Below are 16,381 nucleotides of genomic sequence, written 5' to 3' on the forward strand. Positions count from 1 at the left end.
GCGGGCAACCAAATTGCGGTATTTTGCAGCGGTGTGACGACGAATCACGGCGCCGTTTCCGGCTGGGTTGCCGTGACCGATTCCCGGGCATGTTCCTGCCAGGTTCGGCGGCCCGAAAATCGTCTTTCGCGTCGCCGACACCGGGCGGATGAGCATGCACGGCTACGCCGCCGCCATCGACCTCAACCTGAAAGTTCGGGATGACCGGCTGTGGGCCGGCAAAGGCAAGACCATCCCCTGCAACAACTGGATGCGGCCGGGATCGTCGGCATCTTCGAGCGCCACGGATTCATTCGGGGCGGCAAGCGGCGTCACTACGATACCATGCATTTCGAGCACCGGCCGGATTTCCCCGAAAGTGAATCCGCTGGCTGGAGGCGTTCTCACGCCAAGCTGATTTCACTGGCCACAAAAACGCGCTAAAGCGCGCTGAAATGCGGATGAGCACTCATCGCGCTTCCGCTTCCATTCGGGCATGATCCTTCCGGGAAACCGCTTTCCACTTTTCCGGGGCATGCCTCAGGCACAGGCCATGTCGACCGCCTCCACGCTCCCCGCCGCCCGGCGCACCAACCGCAAGCTGACGATCCGGCGGATCGCCGCCTGGATCGCCTCGCGCGCCACCGATCCGAGGACCAGCCTGTGGTTCGTGATCGGCTTCGCGCTGGTTCATGCGGTGCTGTGGACGCTGATCCTGGTCAAGCTCAAGGCCGCACAGGACATCCATATGGATGTTGCGGAAGCCTATGCCTGGGGCCAGCGCTTCCTGCTCGGCTATGGCAAGCACCCGCCGCTGTCGGGCTGGATCGCCGGGGTCTGGTTCAGGATTTTTCCCGTCACCAACTGGTCGACCTATGCGCTTGCGATGACGACGGTCAGCTTCGCGCTGGTGGTGTGCTGGCTGATCGCGCTGCGCGTCGTCGATCGCCGTCGCGCGTTCTTCATGGTGGTGATGCTCGCGCTCTACCCGATCTTCAATTTCAAGGGCTTCAAATACAACGCCGATCTCGCGCAGCTGGTGCCGCTGCCGCTGCTGGTGCTGGCCTATCTGAACGCGTTCGAGAAGCGCAGCTTCAAATCGGGTCTCTGGCTCGGCTTTGCCGGCATGCTGGCGCTGATGACCAAGTACTGGGTGGTGACGATGATCGGCGCCGTCGGGCTGGCCGCGCTGATCCATCCGCAACGGACGCAATTCCTGCGCTCGCCGGCGCCATGGGTTGCGATCGGCACGATGGCGGTGGCGATGATCCCGCACCTGGTGTGGCTGGAGGAGGTGGACTTCGTGCCGTTCACCTATGCCGGTGACGTCTACGCGCTGTCGAGCCGCGCACTCAATGTGCAGCTCGTGATCGGCTATGTCGTACACAATGTCGGGCTGCTCGCGATTCCCGTCGTGCTGGGCCTGGTGGCGCTGCTGCTGGGCTCGGTGCCGTGGCGGCCGTCGGACGTGCTGGCGCGGGTCTGGTCGCGCGGACCCAATCCCGCCGTCAACCTTCCGCAGGCGCTCAACGTCTGGATCATCCAGCTGATCGTCGCGATCGGGCCGCCGCTCGGCGCGCTGGCGTTCACCGTCTATATCAAGACCGATTGGGGCATCCCGCTGTTCTTCCTGGTGCCGCTTGCGCTGGTCGCGATTCCCTCGCTTCGCTTCCCGCGCATGGCGCTGTTCTCGATCACCGCGATCTGGTTCGTGGCCACGATCGCCACGCTGATCGCCGCGCCCAGCATCGCCACGCAGGAGATCGCGTCCAACCATGTCGGCGGCTCGACCTACGCCGCGCGCTCCGAGCTCGCGCGCGAACTCACCCAGACCTGGCAGGACAGATTCCATTCGCGCTGGGCCGTGGTCGTCGCGCGGTCCGATATCGGCGAGCCGATGACGTTCTACAGTCCGGATCATCCGGCATCGCTGGTGCCGGGCGAAGCCTGGTCGTCGGGGCTGACGTCGCTCGACGAAGCCAAGCGTCTCGGCTTCATCGGCGTCTGCGACACCACCGATCCGGTGTTCCTGAAGCCCTGCGAGGCGTGGATGGCGGAGCACGCCAAGGACGCCGAGCCGCTGGTGATGACCACCATGCGCTTCTTCAACGGCCATCCCGGTCCGTCGACGGTCTGGAAGGTCTATCTGGTGCCGCCGGCGAAGTAGCTGTCGCTCCCTCGCCCCGCGCTTGCGGGGTCGAGACGAGCGAAGCTCGCTCTTAGAGAGTTGGGGTGAGGGGCTCTCGCCGCGATGGCGATCTATCGATAGACCTGTACCCCTCACCCGGATCGCATCGTTCGATGCGATCCGACCTCTCCCCGCAAGCGGGGCGAGGTGAGAGGTGACTGCCTTACGTGCCTTCCTCGTTGAACTTGCTGGCGACGAGTTCGGCGATGGCGTCGAGCGCCTGCTGCGCTTCGTCGCCCTTTGCTGAGACCACGACCGTGGTGCCGGGCCCGGCGGCGAGCATCATCAAGCCCATGATCGAGGTGCCGCCGACGGTCTCGGTGCCGCGGGTGACCCAGATCTCGGCGTTGAATCGCTCGACCAGCTGGACGAACTTGGCCGATGCCCGCGCATGCAGGCCGCGCTTGTTGACGATCAGGAGCTCACGGGAAATGGCGCCCGCTGGCACGCCCGGGCCGACCTGATTTCCGCCCGGGGCCTCGTCGCTCATTTGCCTGCGAGAACGCGGCTGGCGATGGTGACGTATTTGCGGCCGGCTTCCTGGGCCATCGCGATCGCGTCGGGCAGCGAACGCTCCTCGCGAACCTTGGCAAGCTTGACCAGCATGGGAAGGTTGATGCCTGCGAGCACTTCCACCTTCGGGCGGCTCATGCAGGAGATCGCAAGGTTGGACGGCGTGCCGCCAAACATGTCGGTGAGGATCGCAACGCCGTCGCCGCTATCGACGCGGTTCACCGCCTCGATGATGTCGCTTCGACAGAGATCGGAATCGTCCTCGGCCCCGATCGTAATCGCTTCAATTTGTTTCTGCGGACCCATGACGTGTTCGAGCGCCGCTCTGAACTCGTCGGCAAGGCGCCCATGGGTCACCAGCACTAGACCAATCATTGGAAACTCCTCGCGGGCGCCCTTTGGTGCACCGCACGAACGCGCCACTTTGACCATCCAGAGGCCCTACGCAAGAGGGCATCTTGGCTAGTCTCCCGGTTCCTGGCGATAGAGAGGGGAGGCTGCGCCGGCAAAATCCGACGCGATAGTGGATGTGATATGGTTACCAATTCCCTTCCCACAATTGGCCGCAAGATTACGGGAACATGAACTTTCAGGTTGTCGTCAGCGCGGCGACAACCAGCGGCAGGGGTTGGAAGCCAACGCCGACGGGAATTCGCGGTAACAAAGCACCATTAAGGCGAATCGTGAGCGCCTCCGGCGGCGGCAGCCGCTCGGCGTCGTCAGCGGCGAGGTCGACGATCAGCCCCACCACGGCTTCATCTGCGAACGGACAATGGCGGATTCCGAGGCCTCGGATCTCGATCAGACCAGCCAATTGCTGGACCGGACGAACCCACAATTGTTCGCCGGCTGTGTCGAGACGGACACGGTCATCCCCCACCAAAATGGCCGGCGGAAGCGCTCCGGTGCGCCCGGCGAGAATCAGGTCAAAGGCCAGACGCGACTTGCCGGCGCCCGACGGGCCGCGGATCAGCACCGCACGCTCGCCGACCAGAACGGCGGATGCGTGCACGCTTGAATTGTCGCTCATAGTGTCGGCAGCCTGACCACGAAGCGTGCGCCGGCGATGGTGGGCTTGCCGTCTGCGTCCGCAGGGCCAGCGCGGTTCTCGGCCCAGATGCGTCCGCCATGGGCTTCAATGATCTGCTTGGAGATCGCAAGCCCGAGGCCGGAGTTCTGGCCAAACCCTTGGTGCGGCCGGTCGGTGTAGAAGCGCTCGAAGATCCGCTCCAGCGCGTCCTCGCCGATGCCGGGCCCGTCATCGTCGACCACGATCTCGACCTCGCCGCGGTTGCGGCGGCAGACGATGCGCACCTTGTCGCCCGGCTTGGAGAATGATTGCGCGTTCGACAGCAGGTTCGAGATCACCTGGCCGAGCCGTGAATCATGGCCGGGCACAGAGAGCGTATCGGTCGGTCCGCGGCCCTCGAAGCGGGCTTCGACGGCGACGTCGTGGCCGAGCCTGGTCTCGTTGGCGACGCCGGTCAGCGTCGTCAGCAGCCGCCGCAGATCGACCGGCGCCATGTCCTGGCGCTGCAATTCGGCATCGAGCCGGCTGGCGTCGGAGATGTCGGAGATCAGGCGGTCGAGCCGCCTGACGTCATGCTCGATCACGGCGAGCAGCCGCGCGCGGCTGTTGTCGTTGCGCGCCAAAGGCAGCGTCTCGACCGCGGAGCGCAGCGAGGTCAGCGGATTCTTCAGCTCATGGGCAACGTCGGCGGCGAACATCTCGATCGCCTCGATGCGGCTGTACAGCGCGTTGGTCATGTCGCGCAGCGCGCCGGAGAGATGGCCGATCTCGTCGCGGCGCCCGGTGAAGTCGGGAATCTCGACGCGGGTCTGGATGCGGTGGCGGACGCGCTCGGCGCCGTCGGCGAGCCGTCGCACCGGGCCAGCGATCGTGCTCGCCAATAGCAGCGACAGCATGATCATGACGGCGGAGGCGACGCCGCCGATCTTGAGGATGGCGAGGCGCTCGGACATCACCAGCTGGTCGATGTCGTCGCCCTGCGTGGTCAGCATCAATGCACCGCGCACGGCGCGGAAATGCTGCACCGGGACGGCGACCGACACGATGATCGCGCCGCGCTCGGTGACGCGCACGGCGCTGCCCTTCATGCCCTCGAGCGATTGCGCGACTTCGGAATAACCCTTGCCGCCTTCGGGACCGAGTTCGCGATAGATCGGCAGGTCGCCGCGGTTGAGCCAGGTCTTTATGGTGGCCTTGGTCCTTTCATAGAGCGACGGCTTCTCCGACGGCGGCGGCAGCTCCATGCGCAGCACGTCGCCGCGCGCGAACAGATTGCGGCTGTCGAGGATCAGGCCGCCATCGCGGTCGAAGATGCGGGCCCGCGTCTTGGTCGGCGCGATCAGGCGGCGCAGGACCGGCGCGACCCGCTCGGGATTGATCGGGAAATCCGCCGATTCATCCGGCTGGCCATAACTTTCGCCGGGCTTGAGGTCGAGCAGGCGATCGGGGTCGATCGTGACGGTGTTGCCTTCGACGGTGGCCGAGGCCGCGATCGCCTCCGAGATGATCTCGGCATAGACTTGGAGGCTCTGCGTGCGCGCCTCGATCAGGCCAGCGCGGAATTGCGAGAGATAGAGGATGCTGGCGACCAGCGCGACGAGGCCGGCGAGGTTGAGCGAGACGATACGGCGCGTCAGGCTCGAGAACGACAGCGCGAAGAAGAACTGACCGGCGCGGCGCAGCCAGCCGAGCGGACGGCGCCAGCCCTTGTCCTGCGCCACGTCTTCGGCAACGGCGTCCTGATCGAGGAGCTGTGACGCGTCCTCGGTGTTCAGGCCTTGCTCGAGCTGCGTTCGATCAAGCACTGGCAAAGCTGCCGGTTGGTATGGATGTCGTCCCGCGAAGCAATCGTTCGCCCGAGCTTACCCCAGCCGTGCGGAGCCTGTCAGTTAACAAGCCGCCCGGGAAGCGCAGATCAGGCTTCCTTGAAGCGATAGCCGACGCCGTACAGCGTCTCGATCATCTCGAAGTCGTCGTCGACCACCTTGAACTTCTTGCGCAGCCGCTTGATGTGGCTGTCGATGGTGCGGTCGTCGACATAGACCTGGTCGTCATAGGCCGCGTCCATCAGCGCGTTGCGGCTCTTTACGACGCCGGGGCGGGTGGCGAGCGCCTGCAGGATCAGGAATTCGGTCACGGTGAGCGTCACCGGCTCGTTCTTCCAGGTGCAGGTGTGGCGCTCCGGATCCATCCGCAGCAGGCCGCGGTCCAGCGCGCGGGCGTCCGGCTCCTTCGGCGCGGCGGTCGGATCCTTCGGCTGACCGCGGCGGAGTACGGCCTTGACCCGTTCGACCAGCAGGCGCTGCGAGAACGGCTTGCGGATGAAATCGTCGGCGCCCATTTTCAGGCCGAACAATTCGTCGATCTCCTCATCCTTCGAGGTGAGGAAGATCACCGGCAGGTCGGACTTCTGGCGCAGCCGGCGCAGCGTTTCCATGCCGTCCATGCGCGGCATCTTGATATCGAGGATCGCGAGATCGGGCGGCGACGTGCGAAACCCATCCAGCGCCGACGCACCGTCCGTGTAGGTCATGATGCGATAGCCTTCGGCTTCGAGCGCGATCGAAACCGAAGTGAGAATGTTGCGGTCGTCGTCGACCAGGGCGATTGTGGGCATGTGCTGCTTTCACAATGAGAGTGGCTTAGACGGCGGGCACTCTGGCGACGCGCCGTAGAATTGGGCTTCGAACGCGGTCAACGAGCAATGCAAGCTGGGCTGAAGTGTGACCGAGTTCCGCAAAAATCCGCTTCTGCGACCCACGCGATGGGTCCCCATATAGCACCCTTAGACCATGAGAAAAGGCCCTTTTTTCATAGGGAACCCACCCGATTCGTGCATAAAATGACCCGATAGGCCCATGCAACCGACCGCCGACTTCGATCCTGCCCACCTTGCCCGCTCGCTGCTCCGCCGCAGCCGCCAGGGCGCCCTCGCCACGTTGATGGCCGGCACCGGCGATCCCTATTGCTCGCTGGTCAATCTGGCCAGCCATCCCGACGGCTCGCCGATCCTGCTGATTTCCCGGCTGGCGCTGCATACCAAGAACGTCCTGGCCGATAGCCGGGTGTCGCTGATGCTGGACGAGCGCGCCGAGGGTGATCCGCTGGAGGGCGCCCGGATCATGCTGGCGGGCAAGGCGGAAGAGGTCGGGGAGGCCGGGCGGGAGCTCGTCCGAAGGCGCTATCTCGCTGCCCATCCGTCAGCGGAAGCCTTTGTGGAATTTAAGGATTTCTCGTTCTTCCGGATCAAGCCAAGCGGTGCCCATCTGGTCGCCGGGTTCGGCCGCATCGTGGACCTCAAACCCGCGCAATTCCTGACCGATCTCGGCGGAGCCGAGGCGCTGCTCGAAGCCGAGCCCGGCGCGGTGGCGCATATGAACGAGGATCACCGCGAGGCCATGAACCTTTACGCGACGCGGCTGCTCGGCGCGGAAAGTGCCGACTGGCTCTGCACCGGCTGTGATCCGGATGGCATGGACATGCAGGCCGGCCGCGACACGCTGCGGCTGGATTTCCCTGAGCGCGTCACCACCGGCACCGAGCTGCGCAAGATGCTGGTGCGGCTCGCCGGCGAGGCGCGCGCCAAGGGATAGCAAGGATAGGAGAAAGACCTGTCCTCACGGCGGCGCTGCGGCTGTGGCGAGGCATGGTGTCGCATGGCTGCGGCGGCGCGATTGCGCGGTCCGGATTTGACAGCGCGATCATTTCGCACGGGCGTGTCGTGTCATCGCCCGTTGGCTCGATCTGCATGCAAGAATGTCTGGCGCGGCTGCATCCGAAAATCAGCCGGATCGCGATGTCGACCGCGATGACGCGCGCGTGCGACCACGCTGATTGCGTTATCATCGATCGCGGGGTCAGCGATCGCCTCGCCGCCGAACGCTACGCGTTGCGGAACGTTCACGGCAGTTGAGCGTTGCACCAATCGGGCTTCAACGAAGGTGTGTTGAGCGCAGTCGAAACTGCTCATCAGCAGCTTCTCACTTGCAGCTCAATGCCGATCAGGTGGTGCCGCGTGCAACACGATGGTCATGCTCGGCTCTGCAGCGCTGCGTCAACGCGCGGCGGCTCATCTCAACGATACATCCTCAGCGCGAAATGCATACCCGGCATTCTCCGCGCCGTTCGCCTCGATCGGCGAACGCGCCGCCCGCCGGCTGGCACTTTTTGTGCATCGCAAAGCTCCGTGCGCGGCGGGAAAGGCGATGAAACGTCGCCCGACTGCCGGCAAAACAATGAGAAAACGAAAGCAAGACGAAAGGGTTTCGCGCTGCGGTATTCGCGCCAGATGATGGGCCTGCCTTGGAATCAGCCAAAAGCCGTTCGATTGGCTTGGCAAGCCCGGCGATCCCCACTATTAGGTCGCCGGACCGAAGCCGAGAGGCTATATTCTGATCACGGTCACCGCGGCGGGGCGCGACTAGCGACATTCGCGCGAACAAGGATACGCGGGTTCGAGGAGGTTCTTCGTGCAAGAGACGGGCGTGCATAACGGTGCCTTCGGCGCCGACAAATTCGGCTTAAAAAAACTCAAGGGCGTGCATTGGAATTATGGCGCACCTCAGCTTTACGAGCATTCGCTGCGTAATGGCGAAGCGGTGCTGTCGGCCGATGGCGCGCTTTGCGCGGATACCGGTGTGTTCACCGGGCGCAGTCCGAAGGACAAGTTCACGGTCCGCGACGATCTCACCGACAAGAACATGTGGTGGGCCGGCAACCAGTCGATCACCTCGGAGCAGTTCGCCACGCTCCATGCCGACTTCCTCAAGCATGCCGAAGGCATGACGCTGTTCGCGCAAGATCTTCACGGCGGCGCCGATCCGAAGCATCGCATCAAGACCCGCGTCTTCACCGAGCTTGCCTGGCACTCGCTGTTCATCCGCACGCTGCTGATTCGTCCCGAGGCGTCGGAACTCGCGAGCTTCGTGCCCGAACTGACGATCATCGACCTGCCGAGCTTCCGCGCCGATCCGAAGCGTCACGGCTGCAAGTCGGAGAACGTCGTCGCGATCGATTTCGCCCGCAAGATCGTCCTGATCGGCGGCTCGCAATATGCCGGCGAGATGAAGAAGAGCGTGTTCACCACGCTGAACTATTACCTGCCCGAGAAGGGCGTGATGCCGATGCACTGCTCGGCCAATGTCGGCGCCGACGGCGACACCGCGATCTTCTTCGGCCTGTCCGGCACCGGCAAGACGACGCTCTCGGCCGATCCCAAGCGCACGCTGATCGGCGATGACGAGCATGGCTGGAGCGAGGACGGCGTCTTCAATTTCGAAGGCGGCTGCTACGCCAAGTGCATCAAGCTGTCGGGCGAGGCCGAGCCGGAAATCTACGCCGCCAGCAAGCGCTTCGGCGCGGTGCTGGAAAACGTCGTGCTCGGCGCCAATGATCGCGTGCCCGATTTCGACGACGGCTCGAAGACCGAGAACACCCGCTCGGCCTATCCGCTCGATTTCATCCCGAACGCTTCGCGCACCGGCTGCGCACCGCATCCGAAGAACGTCGTGATGCTCGCCGCCGACGCCTTCGGCGTGATGCCGCCGATCGCCAAGCTGACGCCGGCGCAGGCGATGTATCACTTCCTGTCCGGCTACACCGCGAAGGTCGCCGGCACCGAGCGCGGCCTCGGCAACGAGCCGCAGCCGGAATTCTCCACCTGCTTCGGTTCGCCGTTCCTGCCGCGCGATCCGTCGGTCTACGGCAACATGCTGCGCGAGCTGATCGCCAAGCACAATGTCGATTGCTGGCTGGTTAACACCGGCTGGACCGGCGGCAAGTACGGCACCGGCCGCCGCATGCCGATCAAGGTGACCCGCGCGCTGCTCACCGCGGCGCTGAACGGCTCGCTCCGCAACGCCGACTTCCGCACCGACAAGTATTTCGGCTTCGCGGTGCCGACCTCGCTGCCGGGCGTCGAGCCGCACATCCTCGATCCGATCAAGACCTGGGCCGACAAGGTCGAGTTCGACAAGACCGCGCGTGCGCTGGTCGGCATGTTCCAGAAGAACTTCGCCAAGTTCGAAGCGCAGGTCGACGCCGAAGTCCGCGCCGCCGCACCGGAAGTGAAGCTGGCGGCGGAGTAAGCCGCGCAAGCGATACGCGATTTGAAAAGGCGGCCCTCGTGGCCGCTTTTTTGATTTTTGACGCAGTCAACGAAGCGCGCACCTTTTCGATCCGGCAAGCTGAGCAGCCAACGGCGCCACATACTCCAGTGTCGTCCCGGCGAAGGCCGGGACCCATACTCCGCAGCGGATGTTGTGGTTGGGACTCGTCATTCCACCGGTGCGCAACAATGACAATCGGTGGTTATGGGTCCCGGCTTTCGCCGGGACGACATCGCGTGTGTTGCTCCACTACTCCCCCATCTCCGGCAGCACCGCGTTGCTCGGCGTCTGCCGGTCGGTGATCTGCAGGCCGAACAGGCTGCCGATCAATTCGACCGCGACGCGCGCGGTGCGGCCGCGCTCGTCGAGGAAGGGATTGAGCTCAACGATGTCGAGCGAGCGCACCAGCCCGGAATCGTGCAGCAGCTCCATGATGAGATGGGCTTCCCGATAGGTCGCGCCGCCGGGCACCGTGGTACCGACGCCGGGCGCCACCGCCGGATCGAGGAAGTCGACATCGAACGAGACATGCAGCACGCCGTTCTTCGCCCTGACGCGTTCGATGACGCGGCGCGTGAGCACGGCGACGCCGAACTCGTCGATCTGGCGCATGTCCGCGATCGACACGTTGCGCTGCCGCAGCAGCTTGCGCTCCAGCGGATCGACCGAGCGCGTGCCGATCAGGTCGAGCTGATCGGGCGGGATCGAGGCGCGCGGCAGTCCGCCGAGCAGATCGTCGAGACCGGGCTCGCCGCACAGGAACGCGGCCGACATGCCGTGCATGTTGCCGGTGATGGTGGTGGCCGGCGTGTTGTAGTCAGCATGCGCGTCGACCCACAACGCAAACAGCGGCCGGCCCTTTTCCTGCCAGTAGCGCGCGACGCCGTTGATCGACCCCATCGACAGCGAGTGATCGCCGCCCATGAAGATCGGGATCGCGCCGGAATGCGCCAGCCAATAGGCGCGCTCGGAGAGCGCGCGGGTCCAGGTCTTCACCTCGTCATAGAACCTGGTGTTGGCCGGCACCGGGCCGTCGGCGACGACGGCGGGGATCGCAAGGTTGCCGTGATCATCGACCTGGAAGTCGAGCTGCTCGAGCAGGCGCGCGATGCCCGCGGTGCGCAGCGCATCCGGTCCCATCAGCGGGCCGGCCTGCGATGCGCCGATCTCGATGGGAACGCCAAGCAGGGCGATGCGCGAGGGCTTTGACGTGTCGGCTTCGGACATGCAGCAGTGCTCCCAAAGGTGTGGAACAGAAGCGACGTGCCAATGTTCCCTCAACCCTTGAAATAGGCAATGCGGTCGTAACAGACCAATGTGGATATTTGGCTACGCCTTGAAATAAGCGATCTGCGTCGTGGTCGCGAGCAGCCGGCCGGACGGCGACCACAATTCGCCGTGCTGGTCGCCGTAGCTCTTGTGGAAGCTCTTGGCGTCGGCGGTGGCGAGCACGCGGGTGGTATCCTCCGCGTCCAGGTCGGCCGCGTCGGCGTGGAAATAGGTCGTCAGCGACACGGTGCCGAACGGCACCAGCTCGTGCCTTGCGTGGAAGACGCGGCCGAAGAACGCGTCCGACATCGACATCAGCGACAGCGCATCGAGCTTGCGCGGCACACGGTCGGCGATCCAGAGCTTTGAATAGGGGCTCGACGGCTGTTTCGCGCCGCCGCCGCCGGCGAACTTCGGCTCGCCCTCGGCGAAGCGGAAATCGTACTGGTTGGCCCAGGTCATCTTGAGCTTTGGAAAGGACCGCAGATGTTCGAACGGCACGGCGCCCGGAAACCCGGCCGGTTGGTGCGACCAGGACGGGCGGCGCTCGGCGAACACGGCGGTCGCCAGTGTCGCGACCTCGCCGCCGCCCTGCGTCATGTCGACCGACCAGTGCTGGCTCGAGCGGTTGGCCTTGACCAGGCGGACATCGAGATCGAACGCGCCCTCGGCGACCGGCGCGCAGTAGTTGACCGTCAGCGCCAGCGGATCACCCGCGCGCTGCGGATGCTGCATCAGCGCGCGCAGGATGGTCGCGGCCGTGCAGCCGCCGAACGGGCCGACGAACGCCCAATAGTCCGGGCTGGTCCGTCCCTGCCAGCGGCTGTCGCCGGCGGTCACGGCGGTTGCTTCATCGAAAAGGTGCGGGGTCTTGGTGAGCATGCAGGTCTTTCAATATCGACTGGCGCTTCCGTATCGCCATACGCAATGACGAGCAATGACGTTCGTCATGCAATATCGCGAGCATTGCGCTGATTTCAATGACGTCGGGCGTAATCGATTTCCGCGTCCCGGGATTATCCCTTCGCCTCGCGCTGGTTGCCGAGCTGCGGCGAGGCACCCGGATGCATCGGCACGTGCCAGATGTCCTCGGCATATTCGCGGATGGTGCGGTCGGAGGAGAACCAGGCCATGCGCGCCACATTGAGGATCGAGGCGCGGGTCCATGCCGGCGCTACCATCCAGCGGGCGTCGATGCCGCGCTGCGCGTCGTAGTAGGAATCGAAATCGGCCGAGACCATGTAGTGGTCGAGGTAGCGCAGCGCGTGCCCGATCGAGGCGAAGCGTGCGGGATCGCCGGGCGAGAACTCGCCGCTCTCGATGGCGCGGATCGCGCGCTCCAGCCGTGGCGATTTGCGGATCGCGTCGCTGGCGTCCAATCCCTGCTTGCGGCGGACCATGACGTCGCCGGCCTCGAGGCCGAAGATCGCGATGTTCTCCTCGCCGACATTGTCGCGGATCTCGATATTGGCGCCGTCGAGCGTGCCGATCGTCAGTGCACCGTTCAGTGCGAGCTTCATGTTGCCGGTGCCGGACGCCTCCATGCCGGCGGTCGAGATCTGCTCGGAGAGATCGGCGGCCGGAATGATCACCTCGGCGAGGCTGACATTGTAGTCGGCGAGAAAGGCGACCTTCAGCCTGCCGCCGAGCGAAGCGTCGTTGTTGACGACCTCGGCGACGTCGTTGATCAGCTTGATGATCAGCTTGGCGTAGCGGTAGCTCGCCGCCGCCTTGCCGGCGAAGATTTTCACGCGCGGCACCCAGTCGCGCCGCGGATCGTCCTTCATCGCGTGATACAGCGCGATCGTCTCCAGGATGTTGAGCAGTTGCCGCTTGTATTCGTGGATGCGCTTGATCTGCACGTCGAACAGCGCCGACGGGTCGACCTTGATGTGGTTGCGCTCGCCGATCAGCCTTGCCAGCGCCAGCTTGTTGTGATGCTTGACGTCGCGGAAGCGCTTCTGGAACTCCAGGTCGCTCGAATGGGTCTCGAGCCGCTCGAGCAGCGAGAAGTCGTCGAGCACGGCCTCGCCGCAGGCTTCGCGCAGCAGCGCGGTCAGCCGCGGATTGGCCAGCATCAGCCAGCGGCGGAACGTGATGCCGTTGGTCTTGTTGGTGATGCGCGACGGATAGAGATGATGCAGGTCGTGGAACACGGTCTCCTTCATCAGGTCGGAATGCATCGCGGAGACGCCGTTGATGCGGTGCGAGCCGACGAAGGCGAGCTGGCCCATCCGCACGCGGCGGCCGCTGCGCTCGTCGATCAGCGAGACCGAGGCGCGATACTCGATGTCGCCGGGGAAACGCTCCTCGGCGAGCGCGAGATGGGCCACATTGATGCGGTAGATGATCTCGAGATGCCGCGGCAGCAGCCGCTCGAACAGTTCGACCGGCCAGGTCTCGAGCGCCTCGGGCAGCAGCGTGTGGTTGGTGTAGGACAGGGTCGCGACCGTAATCTTCCAGGCCTCGTCCCAGCGGAAATTGTGCAGGTCGACCAGGATGCGCATCAGCTCGGTGACCGCAAGGCTCGGATGGGTATCGTTGAGCTGCACGGCCGCCTTCTGCGCAAGATTGCGCAGGCCGCCGTCGGAGGCGAGATGCCGCTTGACGAGATCCTGCAATGAGGCCGAGACGAAGAAGTATTCCTGGCGCAGCCGGAGCTCGCGGCCCGCCGCGCTCTCGTCGTTCGGATAGAGGAATTTGCAGATCGCTTCCGCGCGCGCCTGCTCGGCGCTGGCCGAGACGTAGTCGCCGGTGTTGAAGACGTCGAGCTCGAGCGGATCGGGTGCATGCGCCGACCACAGGCGGAGCGCGTTGACGTGCTGGCCGCGCCAGCCGACGATCGGCGTGTCATAGGCCATGGCCTCGACGGTTTCCGCCGGATGCCAGGTGGCGCGGTCGCGGCCGCGCTCGTCGACATGCTCGACATTGCCGCCGAAGTGAACGTTGTAGACCACCTCCGGCCGCTGGAATTCCCAGGGATTGCCGAAGGCGAGCCACTCGTCGGGATATTCCTGCTGCCAGCCCTGGTTCATGATCTGGCGGAACAGGCCGAAATCGTAGCGGATGCCGTAGCCGGTCGCGGGGATCGCCAGCGTCGCCATGCTCTCCATGAAGCAGGCCGCGAGCCGGCCGAGGCCGCCATTGCCGAGCGCCGCATCCGGCTCGCATTTGCGCAGGTCCGAAAGATCGACGCCGAGGTCGCCGAGCGCCGCCTCGAACAGCGGCAGCAGTCCCATATTGTTCAGCGCGTCGGTGAACAGGCGGCCGATCAGGAACTCGAGCGAGAGATAATAGACGCGCTTGGCGCCGGCGTCGTAGCTCTGCTTCTCGGCCGTCAGCCAGTGGTGCACGATGCGGTCGCGCAGCGTCAGTGCCGCGGCCTTGTACCAGTCGCGTCTGGTCGCAACGGTGGCGTCCTTGCCGATCGCAAGCCGGAGCTTGGCTAGGATCGCGCTCTTGATCTCGGTCAGCGCCAGCTCGTCGATCGGCTGGTTCAATGCCGGGTAGTTTGTCTGTTCCTGCAACGCGCCCAATCCCTGCCGTTCAACCGGAACATGATGCGGTGATGCGCATCATGACCCCATCTCATTGGTGGAGCATGGTTCCCCGGAGATCCCGGTTCCGCGGCCTTCCGATTACGCTCCAGCGCAATGATACCCGCCTTGCAAGGCAATCGAAACCGTCAGGGACGATGCCATACACAGCGCTGCCGTGATTTTATGCAAGGACCGGGCCGCTTCGGGAACCTTCCTGACCAGCCGTCATGGGTGTTACGATGGCGCTGCAGAAGCCGGGATTTCGCGACAATTGACCGGAGGATGCGTGATGAGACTCTTGATCGAAATCGCGGCCGCGGCGTTGCTCGTGGTGTGCATCACGGCGACCAGCGCAGCCGATGCCGCGGGCAGACCGGGCCGCAGCGCCGACGGCCTGAATTGCGGCTTCAGCGTGGCGCAGAACGCATCGCCCGCCGCGCGCTGTGCCGCCATCAAGCGGCAATGCGGCGGCAAGTTCTACGCAAATGCCTGCGGCGACAAGCTGCTCTCGGCGATGAATTGAGCGGCCGCGCAACGCGCTTTCACGCTCAATCGGGACACCGTGGTGATACGGATTTCCAAGCCTTAACGGAGCCTTTACAAACACAGCTGTCGCTCGTGGGGCGGGCACATTTTTCAGCTCCGACGCATTTCATTCCGAAGCCATTTTCAACGGGCCGCTGACCTGGTCAGCGGCCCGAATTGCTTTTTGGGGCGGCATATGCGCGCGACGGGGCGATGATACTCACTCGCGCCTCAGCCGTCGTCCTGGCGAAAGCCAGGACCCATTACCCCAATAGTCAGATGAGGCCCGACAGGTCGTTCCAATCCGGATTTTCTGCTTCGATCAGCTTGATCTTCCAGTCGCGCTTCCAGAACTTCAGCTGCTTCTCGCGGGCGATCGCTTCCTGCGGCGTGGCGAATTCCTCGACATGGACGAGGCGGAAGACTTGGTATTTGTACACAAACTTGGAGCCTCGACCGGAGCGATGCAATTCAAGCCGCGCGCCGACATCGTTGGTGACCCCGATATAGATCGTGCCGTGATGCCGGCTTGCGAGGATGTAGACGTAGTAGCTGCTTGCTGCGCTCATCGTTTGGCCCAATCTCGCGAGATGTCGGCCTATTGGGCTAATGGGTCCTGGCTTTCGCCAGGACGACGTCCGGGAACGATCATTAAACCAATCAGAACGAATTAAGAACACTTTAGCAAGTCTTTGATATATCATTGTGATTCGGCGGCTGCGCCGACACAATATCTATGGTCTTTCAGTCTCTGCGAGGACTACATGTCCACCATCGCCTTCGATCAATTCGCCCTGACCCGGATTGCCGATTTCGCGCGGTCGCTGTCGCGGCTGCACCAGGCCTCGCGCCGCCAGCCGATCGACGACGACCAGCTCGATCGCGAGTTCAACGCGGTCTGCATGTCGATCTGGGGCTACACCACGGATGATTTCAGCGACGAACTGTTCTCGGACGAGGATCACGCCTGGCTCGACTCGCTCGATGAAGCGCATGCGCGGATCTTCGCCGGCGAGCAGGGTTATGATCTCGTCGACGACCACGGCATGCTGACGGACTGGTGGGGCTATTGCTGGATGATCCTCGCCGAGAAGCGCGGCATCCTCAATCCGGAGAACCGCGCGGCCGCGCGGGCCGCGATCGAGGAGAAATACATGGCCGCGCCGAACGTGATCGGCGTGATCGTGGCGCGCTGATAGTTGTCGCGATGTCATTCCGGGGCGATGCGAAG

General features: G+C 64.3%; 17 protein-coding genes. 8 read left to right on the top strand and 9 right to left on the bottom strand.

What is annotated here, in order from left to right:
* Positions 1-210: 210 nt before the first annotated feature.
* Both J2R76_RS30950 and J2R76_RS30955 read left to right on the top strand, forming a co-directional pair.
* The gene (locus tag J2R76_RS30950; protein WP_349629221.1) at positions 211-423 is read left to right on the top strand and encodes a M15 family metallopeptidase; all 213 of its coding nucleotides are present in this window, start codon (positions 211-213) and stop codon (positions 421-423) included.
* A gap of 109 nt (positions 424-532) precedes the next feature.
* Positions 533-2,146 (top strand): glycosyltransferase family 39 protein, encoded by a 1,614-nt coding sequence (locus J2R76_RS30955; protein WP_076831131.1) that lies wholly within the window; start codon positions 533-535, stop codon positions 2,144-2,146.
* 184 nt (positions 2,147-2,330) lie between these two features.
* Here J2R76_RS30955 and J2R76_RS30960 read toward each other — a convergent pair whose 3' ends face one another.
* The 5 genes from J2R76_RS30960 to J2R76_RS30980 all read right to left on the bottom strand — a co-directional run bounded on the left by J2R76_RS30960 (position 2,331) and on the right by J2R76_RS30980 (position 6,327).
* Positions 2,331-2,657 (bottom strand): HPr family phosphocarrier protein, encoded by a 327-nt coding sequence (locus tag J2R76_RS30960; RefSeq protein WP_028335869.1) that lies wholly within the window; start codon positions 2,655-2,657, stop codon positions 2,331-2,333.
* Entirely contained in the window at positions 2,654-3,055 is a 402-nt protein-coding gene (locus J2R76_RS30965; protein ID WP_021076632.1) for a PTS sugar transporter subunit IIA, read from the bottom strand. The genes J2R76_RS30960 and J2R76_RS30965 overlap by 4 nt, the downstream gene beginning before the upstream one ends.
* A 214-nt stretch (positions 3,056-3,269) precedes the next feature.
* Positions 3,270-3,710 carry an HPr kinase/phosphorylase gene (locus tag J2R76_RS30970; RefSeq protein WP_076831128.1) on the bottom strand — a complete coding sequence of 147 codons (441 nt, stop codon included), beginning with the start codon at positions 3,708-3,710 and terminating at the stop codon, positions 3,270-3,272.
* Entirely contained in the window at positions 3,707-5,515 is a 1,809-nt protein-coding gene (locus tag J2R76_RS30975; protein WP_057019534.1) for a sensor histidine kinase, read from the bottom strand. The genes J2R76_RS30970 and J2R76_RS30975 overlap by 4 nt, the downstream gene beginning before the upstream one ends.
* Positions 5,516-5,625: 110 nt before the next feature.
* Positions 5,626-6,327 carry a response regulator transcription factor gene (locus J2R76_RS30980; protein WP_016843287.1) on the bottom strand — a complete coding sequence of 234 codons (702 nt, stop codon included), beginning with the start codon at positions 6,325-6,327 and terminating at the stop codon, positions 5,626-5,628.
* 241 nt (positions 6,328-6,568) lie between these two features.
* Here J2R76_RS30980 and J2R76_RS30985 point away from each other — a divergent pair, with 241 nt between their 5' ends.
* From J2R76_RS30985 to J2R76_RS31000, 4 genes are all read left to right on the top strand, one after another.
* Positions 6,569-7,303, top strand: a complete 735-nt coding sequence (locus tag J2R76_RS30985) for a HugZ family protein (RefSeq protein ID WP_076831125.1) — start codon at positions 6,569-6,571, stop codon at positions 7,301-7,303.
* A gap of 53 nt (positions 7,304-7,356) precedes the next feature.
* Complete coding sequence (locus J2R76_RS30990; protein WP_158074224.1) at positions 7,357-7,623, top strand: hypothetical protein; 267 nt, start codon at positions 7,357-7,359, stop codon at positions 7,621-7,623.
* 112 nt (positions 7,624-7,735) lie between these two features.
* The gene (locus tag J2R76_RS30995) at positions 7,736-8,002 is read left to right on the top strand and encodes a hypothetical protein (RefSeq protein WP_141339785.1); all 267 of its coding nucleotides are present in this window, start codon (positions 7,736-7,738) and stop codon (positions 8,000-8,002) included.
* 177 nt (positions 8,003-8,179) lie between these two features.
* On the top strand, positions 8,180-9,796 hold the full coding sequence (locus J2R76_RS31000) for a phosphoenolpyruvate carboxykinase (protein WP_076831120.1): 1,617 nt from the start codon (positions 8,180-8,182) through the stop codon (positions 9,794-9,796).
* A gap of 270 nt (positions 9,797-10,066) precedes the next feature.
* On the opposite strand, the gene rocF is transcribed toward J2R76_RS31000, so the two are convergent.
* The 3 genes from rocF to J2R76_RS31015 form a co-directional block, all read right to left on the bottom strand.
* Positions 10,067-11,044, bottom strand: a complete 978-nt coding sequence (gene rocF, locus J2R76_RS31005) for an arginase (protein ID WP_076831116.1) — start codon at positions 11,042-11,044, stop codon at positions 10,067-10,069.
* Between the two features lie 102 nt (positions 11,045-11,146).
* Positions 11,147-11,968, bottom strand: coding sequence for an acyl-CoA thioesterase II (locus J2R76_RS31010; RefSeq protein ID WP_076831113.1), 822 nt, complete (start codon positions 11,966-11,968; stop codon positions 11,147-11,149).
* A gap of 134 nt (positions 11,969-12,102) precedes the next feature.
* Entirely contained in the window at positions 12,103-14,622 is a 2,520-nt protein-coding gene (locus tag J2R76_RS31015) for a glycogen/starch/alpha-glucan phosphorylase (protein WP_141339784.1), read from the bottom strand.
* 292 nt (positions 14,623-14,914) lie between these two features.
* Between J2R76_RS31015 and J2R76_RS31020 the strand changes: the two genes are divergently transcribed.
* Complete coding sequence (locus tag J2R76_RS31020) at positions 14,915-15,148, top strand: hypothetical protein (RefSeq protein ID WP_057019498.1); 234 nt, start codon at positions 14,915-14,917, stop codon at positions 15,146-15,148.
* Between the two features lie 277 nt (positions 15,149-15,425).
* Here J2R76_RS31020 and J2R76_RS31025 read toward each other — a convergent pair whose 3' ends face one another.
* Positions 15,426-15,719 carry a GIY-YIG nuclease family protein gene (locus J2R76_RS31025; protein WP_076831108.1) on the bottom strand — a complete coding sequence of 98 codons (294 nt, stop codon included), beginning with the start codon at positions 15,717-15,719 and terminating at the stop codon, positions 15,426-15,428.
* Positions 15,720-15,914: 195 nt separating this feature from the next.
* Between J2R76_RS31025 and J2R76_RS31030 the strand changes: the two genes are divergently transcribed.
* Entirely contained in the window at positions 15,915-16,346 is a 432-nt protein-coding gene (locus tag J2R76_RS31030) for a hypothetical protein (RefSeq protein ID WP_016843277.1), read from the top strand.
* Positions 16,347-16,381 lie beyond the last annotated feature (35 nt).

The organism is Bradyrhizobium sp. USDA 4532 (assembly GCF_024171315.1).
GTDB classification, from domain to species: Bacteria; Pseudomonadota; Alphaproteobacteria; order Rhizobiales; family Xanthobacteraceae; genus Bradyrhizobium; species Bradyrhizobium australafricanum.

What these genes read in the sequence shown, in the direction of transcription:
- J2R76_RS31030 (WP_016843277.1), top strand. Translation starts at nt 15,915, where the DNA reads ATGTCCACCATCGCCTTCGATCAATTCGCCCTGACCCGGATTGCCGAT.
- J2R76_RS30990 (WP_158074224.1), top strand. Translation starts at nt 7,357, where the DNA reads ATGGTGTCGCATGGCTGCGGCGGCGCGATTGCGCGGTCCGGATTTGAC.
- J2R76_RS31020 (WP_057019498.1), top strand. Translation starts at nt 14,915, where the DNA reads ATGAGACTCTTGATCGAAATCGCGGCCGCGGCGTTGCTCGTGGTGTGC.
- J2R76_RS31025 (WP_076831108.1), bottom strand. Translation starts at nt 15,719, where the DNA reads ATGAGCGCAGCAAGCAGCTACTACGTCTACATCCTCGCAAGCCGGCAT.
- J2R76_RS30995 (WP_141339785.1), top strand. Translation starts at nt 7,736, where the DNA reads ATGGTCATGCTCGGCTCTGCAGCGCTGCGTCAACGCGCGGCGGCTCAT.
- J2R76_RS30960 (WP_028335869.1), bottom strand. Translation starts at nt 2,657, where the DNA reads ATGAGCGACGAGGCCCCGGGCGGAAATCAGGTCGGCCCGGGCGTGCCA.
- J2R76_RS30980 (WP_016843287.1), bottom strand. Translation starts at nt 6,327, where the DNA reads ATGCCCACAATCGCCCTGGTCGACGACGACCGCAACATTCTCACTTCG.
- J2R76_RS30970 (WP_076831128.1), bottom strand. Translation starts at nt 3,710, where the DNA reads ATGAGCGACAATTCAAGCGTGCACGCATCCGCCGTTCTGGTCGGCGAG.
- J2R76_RS30955 (WP_076831131.1), top strand. Translation starts at nt 533, where the DNA reads ATGTCGACCGCCTCCACGCTCCCCGCCGCCCGGCGCACCAACCGCAAG.
- rocF (WP_076831116.1), bottom strand. Translation starts at nt 11,044, where the DNA reads ATGTCCGAAGCCGACACGTCAAAGCCCTCGCGCATCGCCCTGCTTGGC.
- J2R76_RS30985 (WP_076831125.1), top strand. Translation starts at nt 6,569, where the DNA reads ATGCAACCGACCGCCGACTTCGATCCTGCCCACCTTGCCCGCTCGCTG.
- J2R76_RS31010 (WP_076831113.1), bottom strand. Translation starts at nt 11,968, where the DNA reads ATGCTCACCAAGACCCCGCACCTTTTCGATGAAGCAACCGCCGTGACC.
- J2R76_RS30965 (WP_021076632.1), bottom strand. Translation starts at nt 3,055, where the DNA reads ATGATTGGTCTAGTGCTGGTGACCCATGGGCGCCTTGCCGACGAGTTC.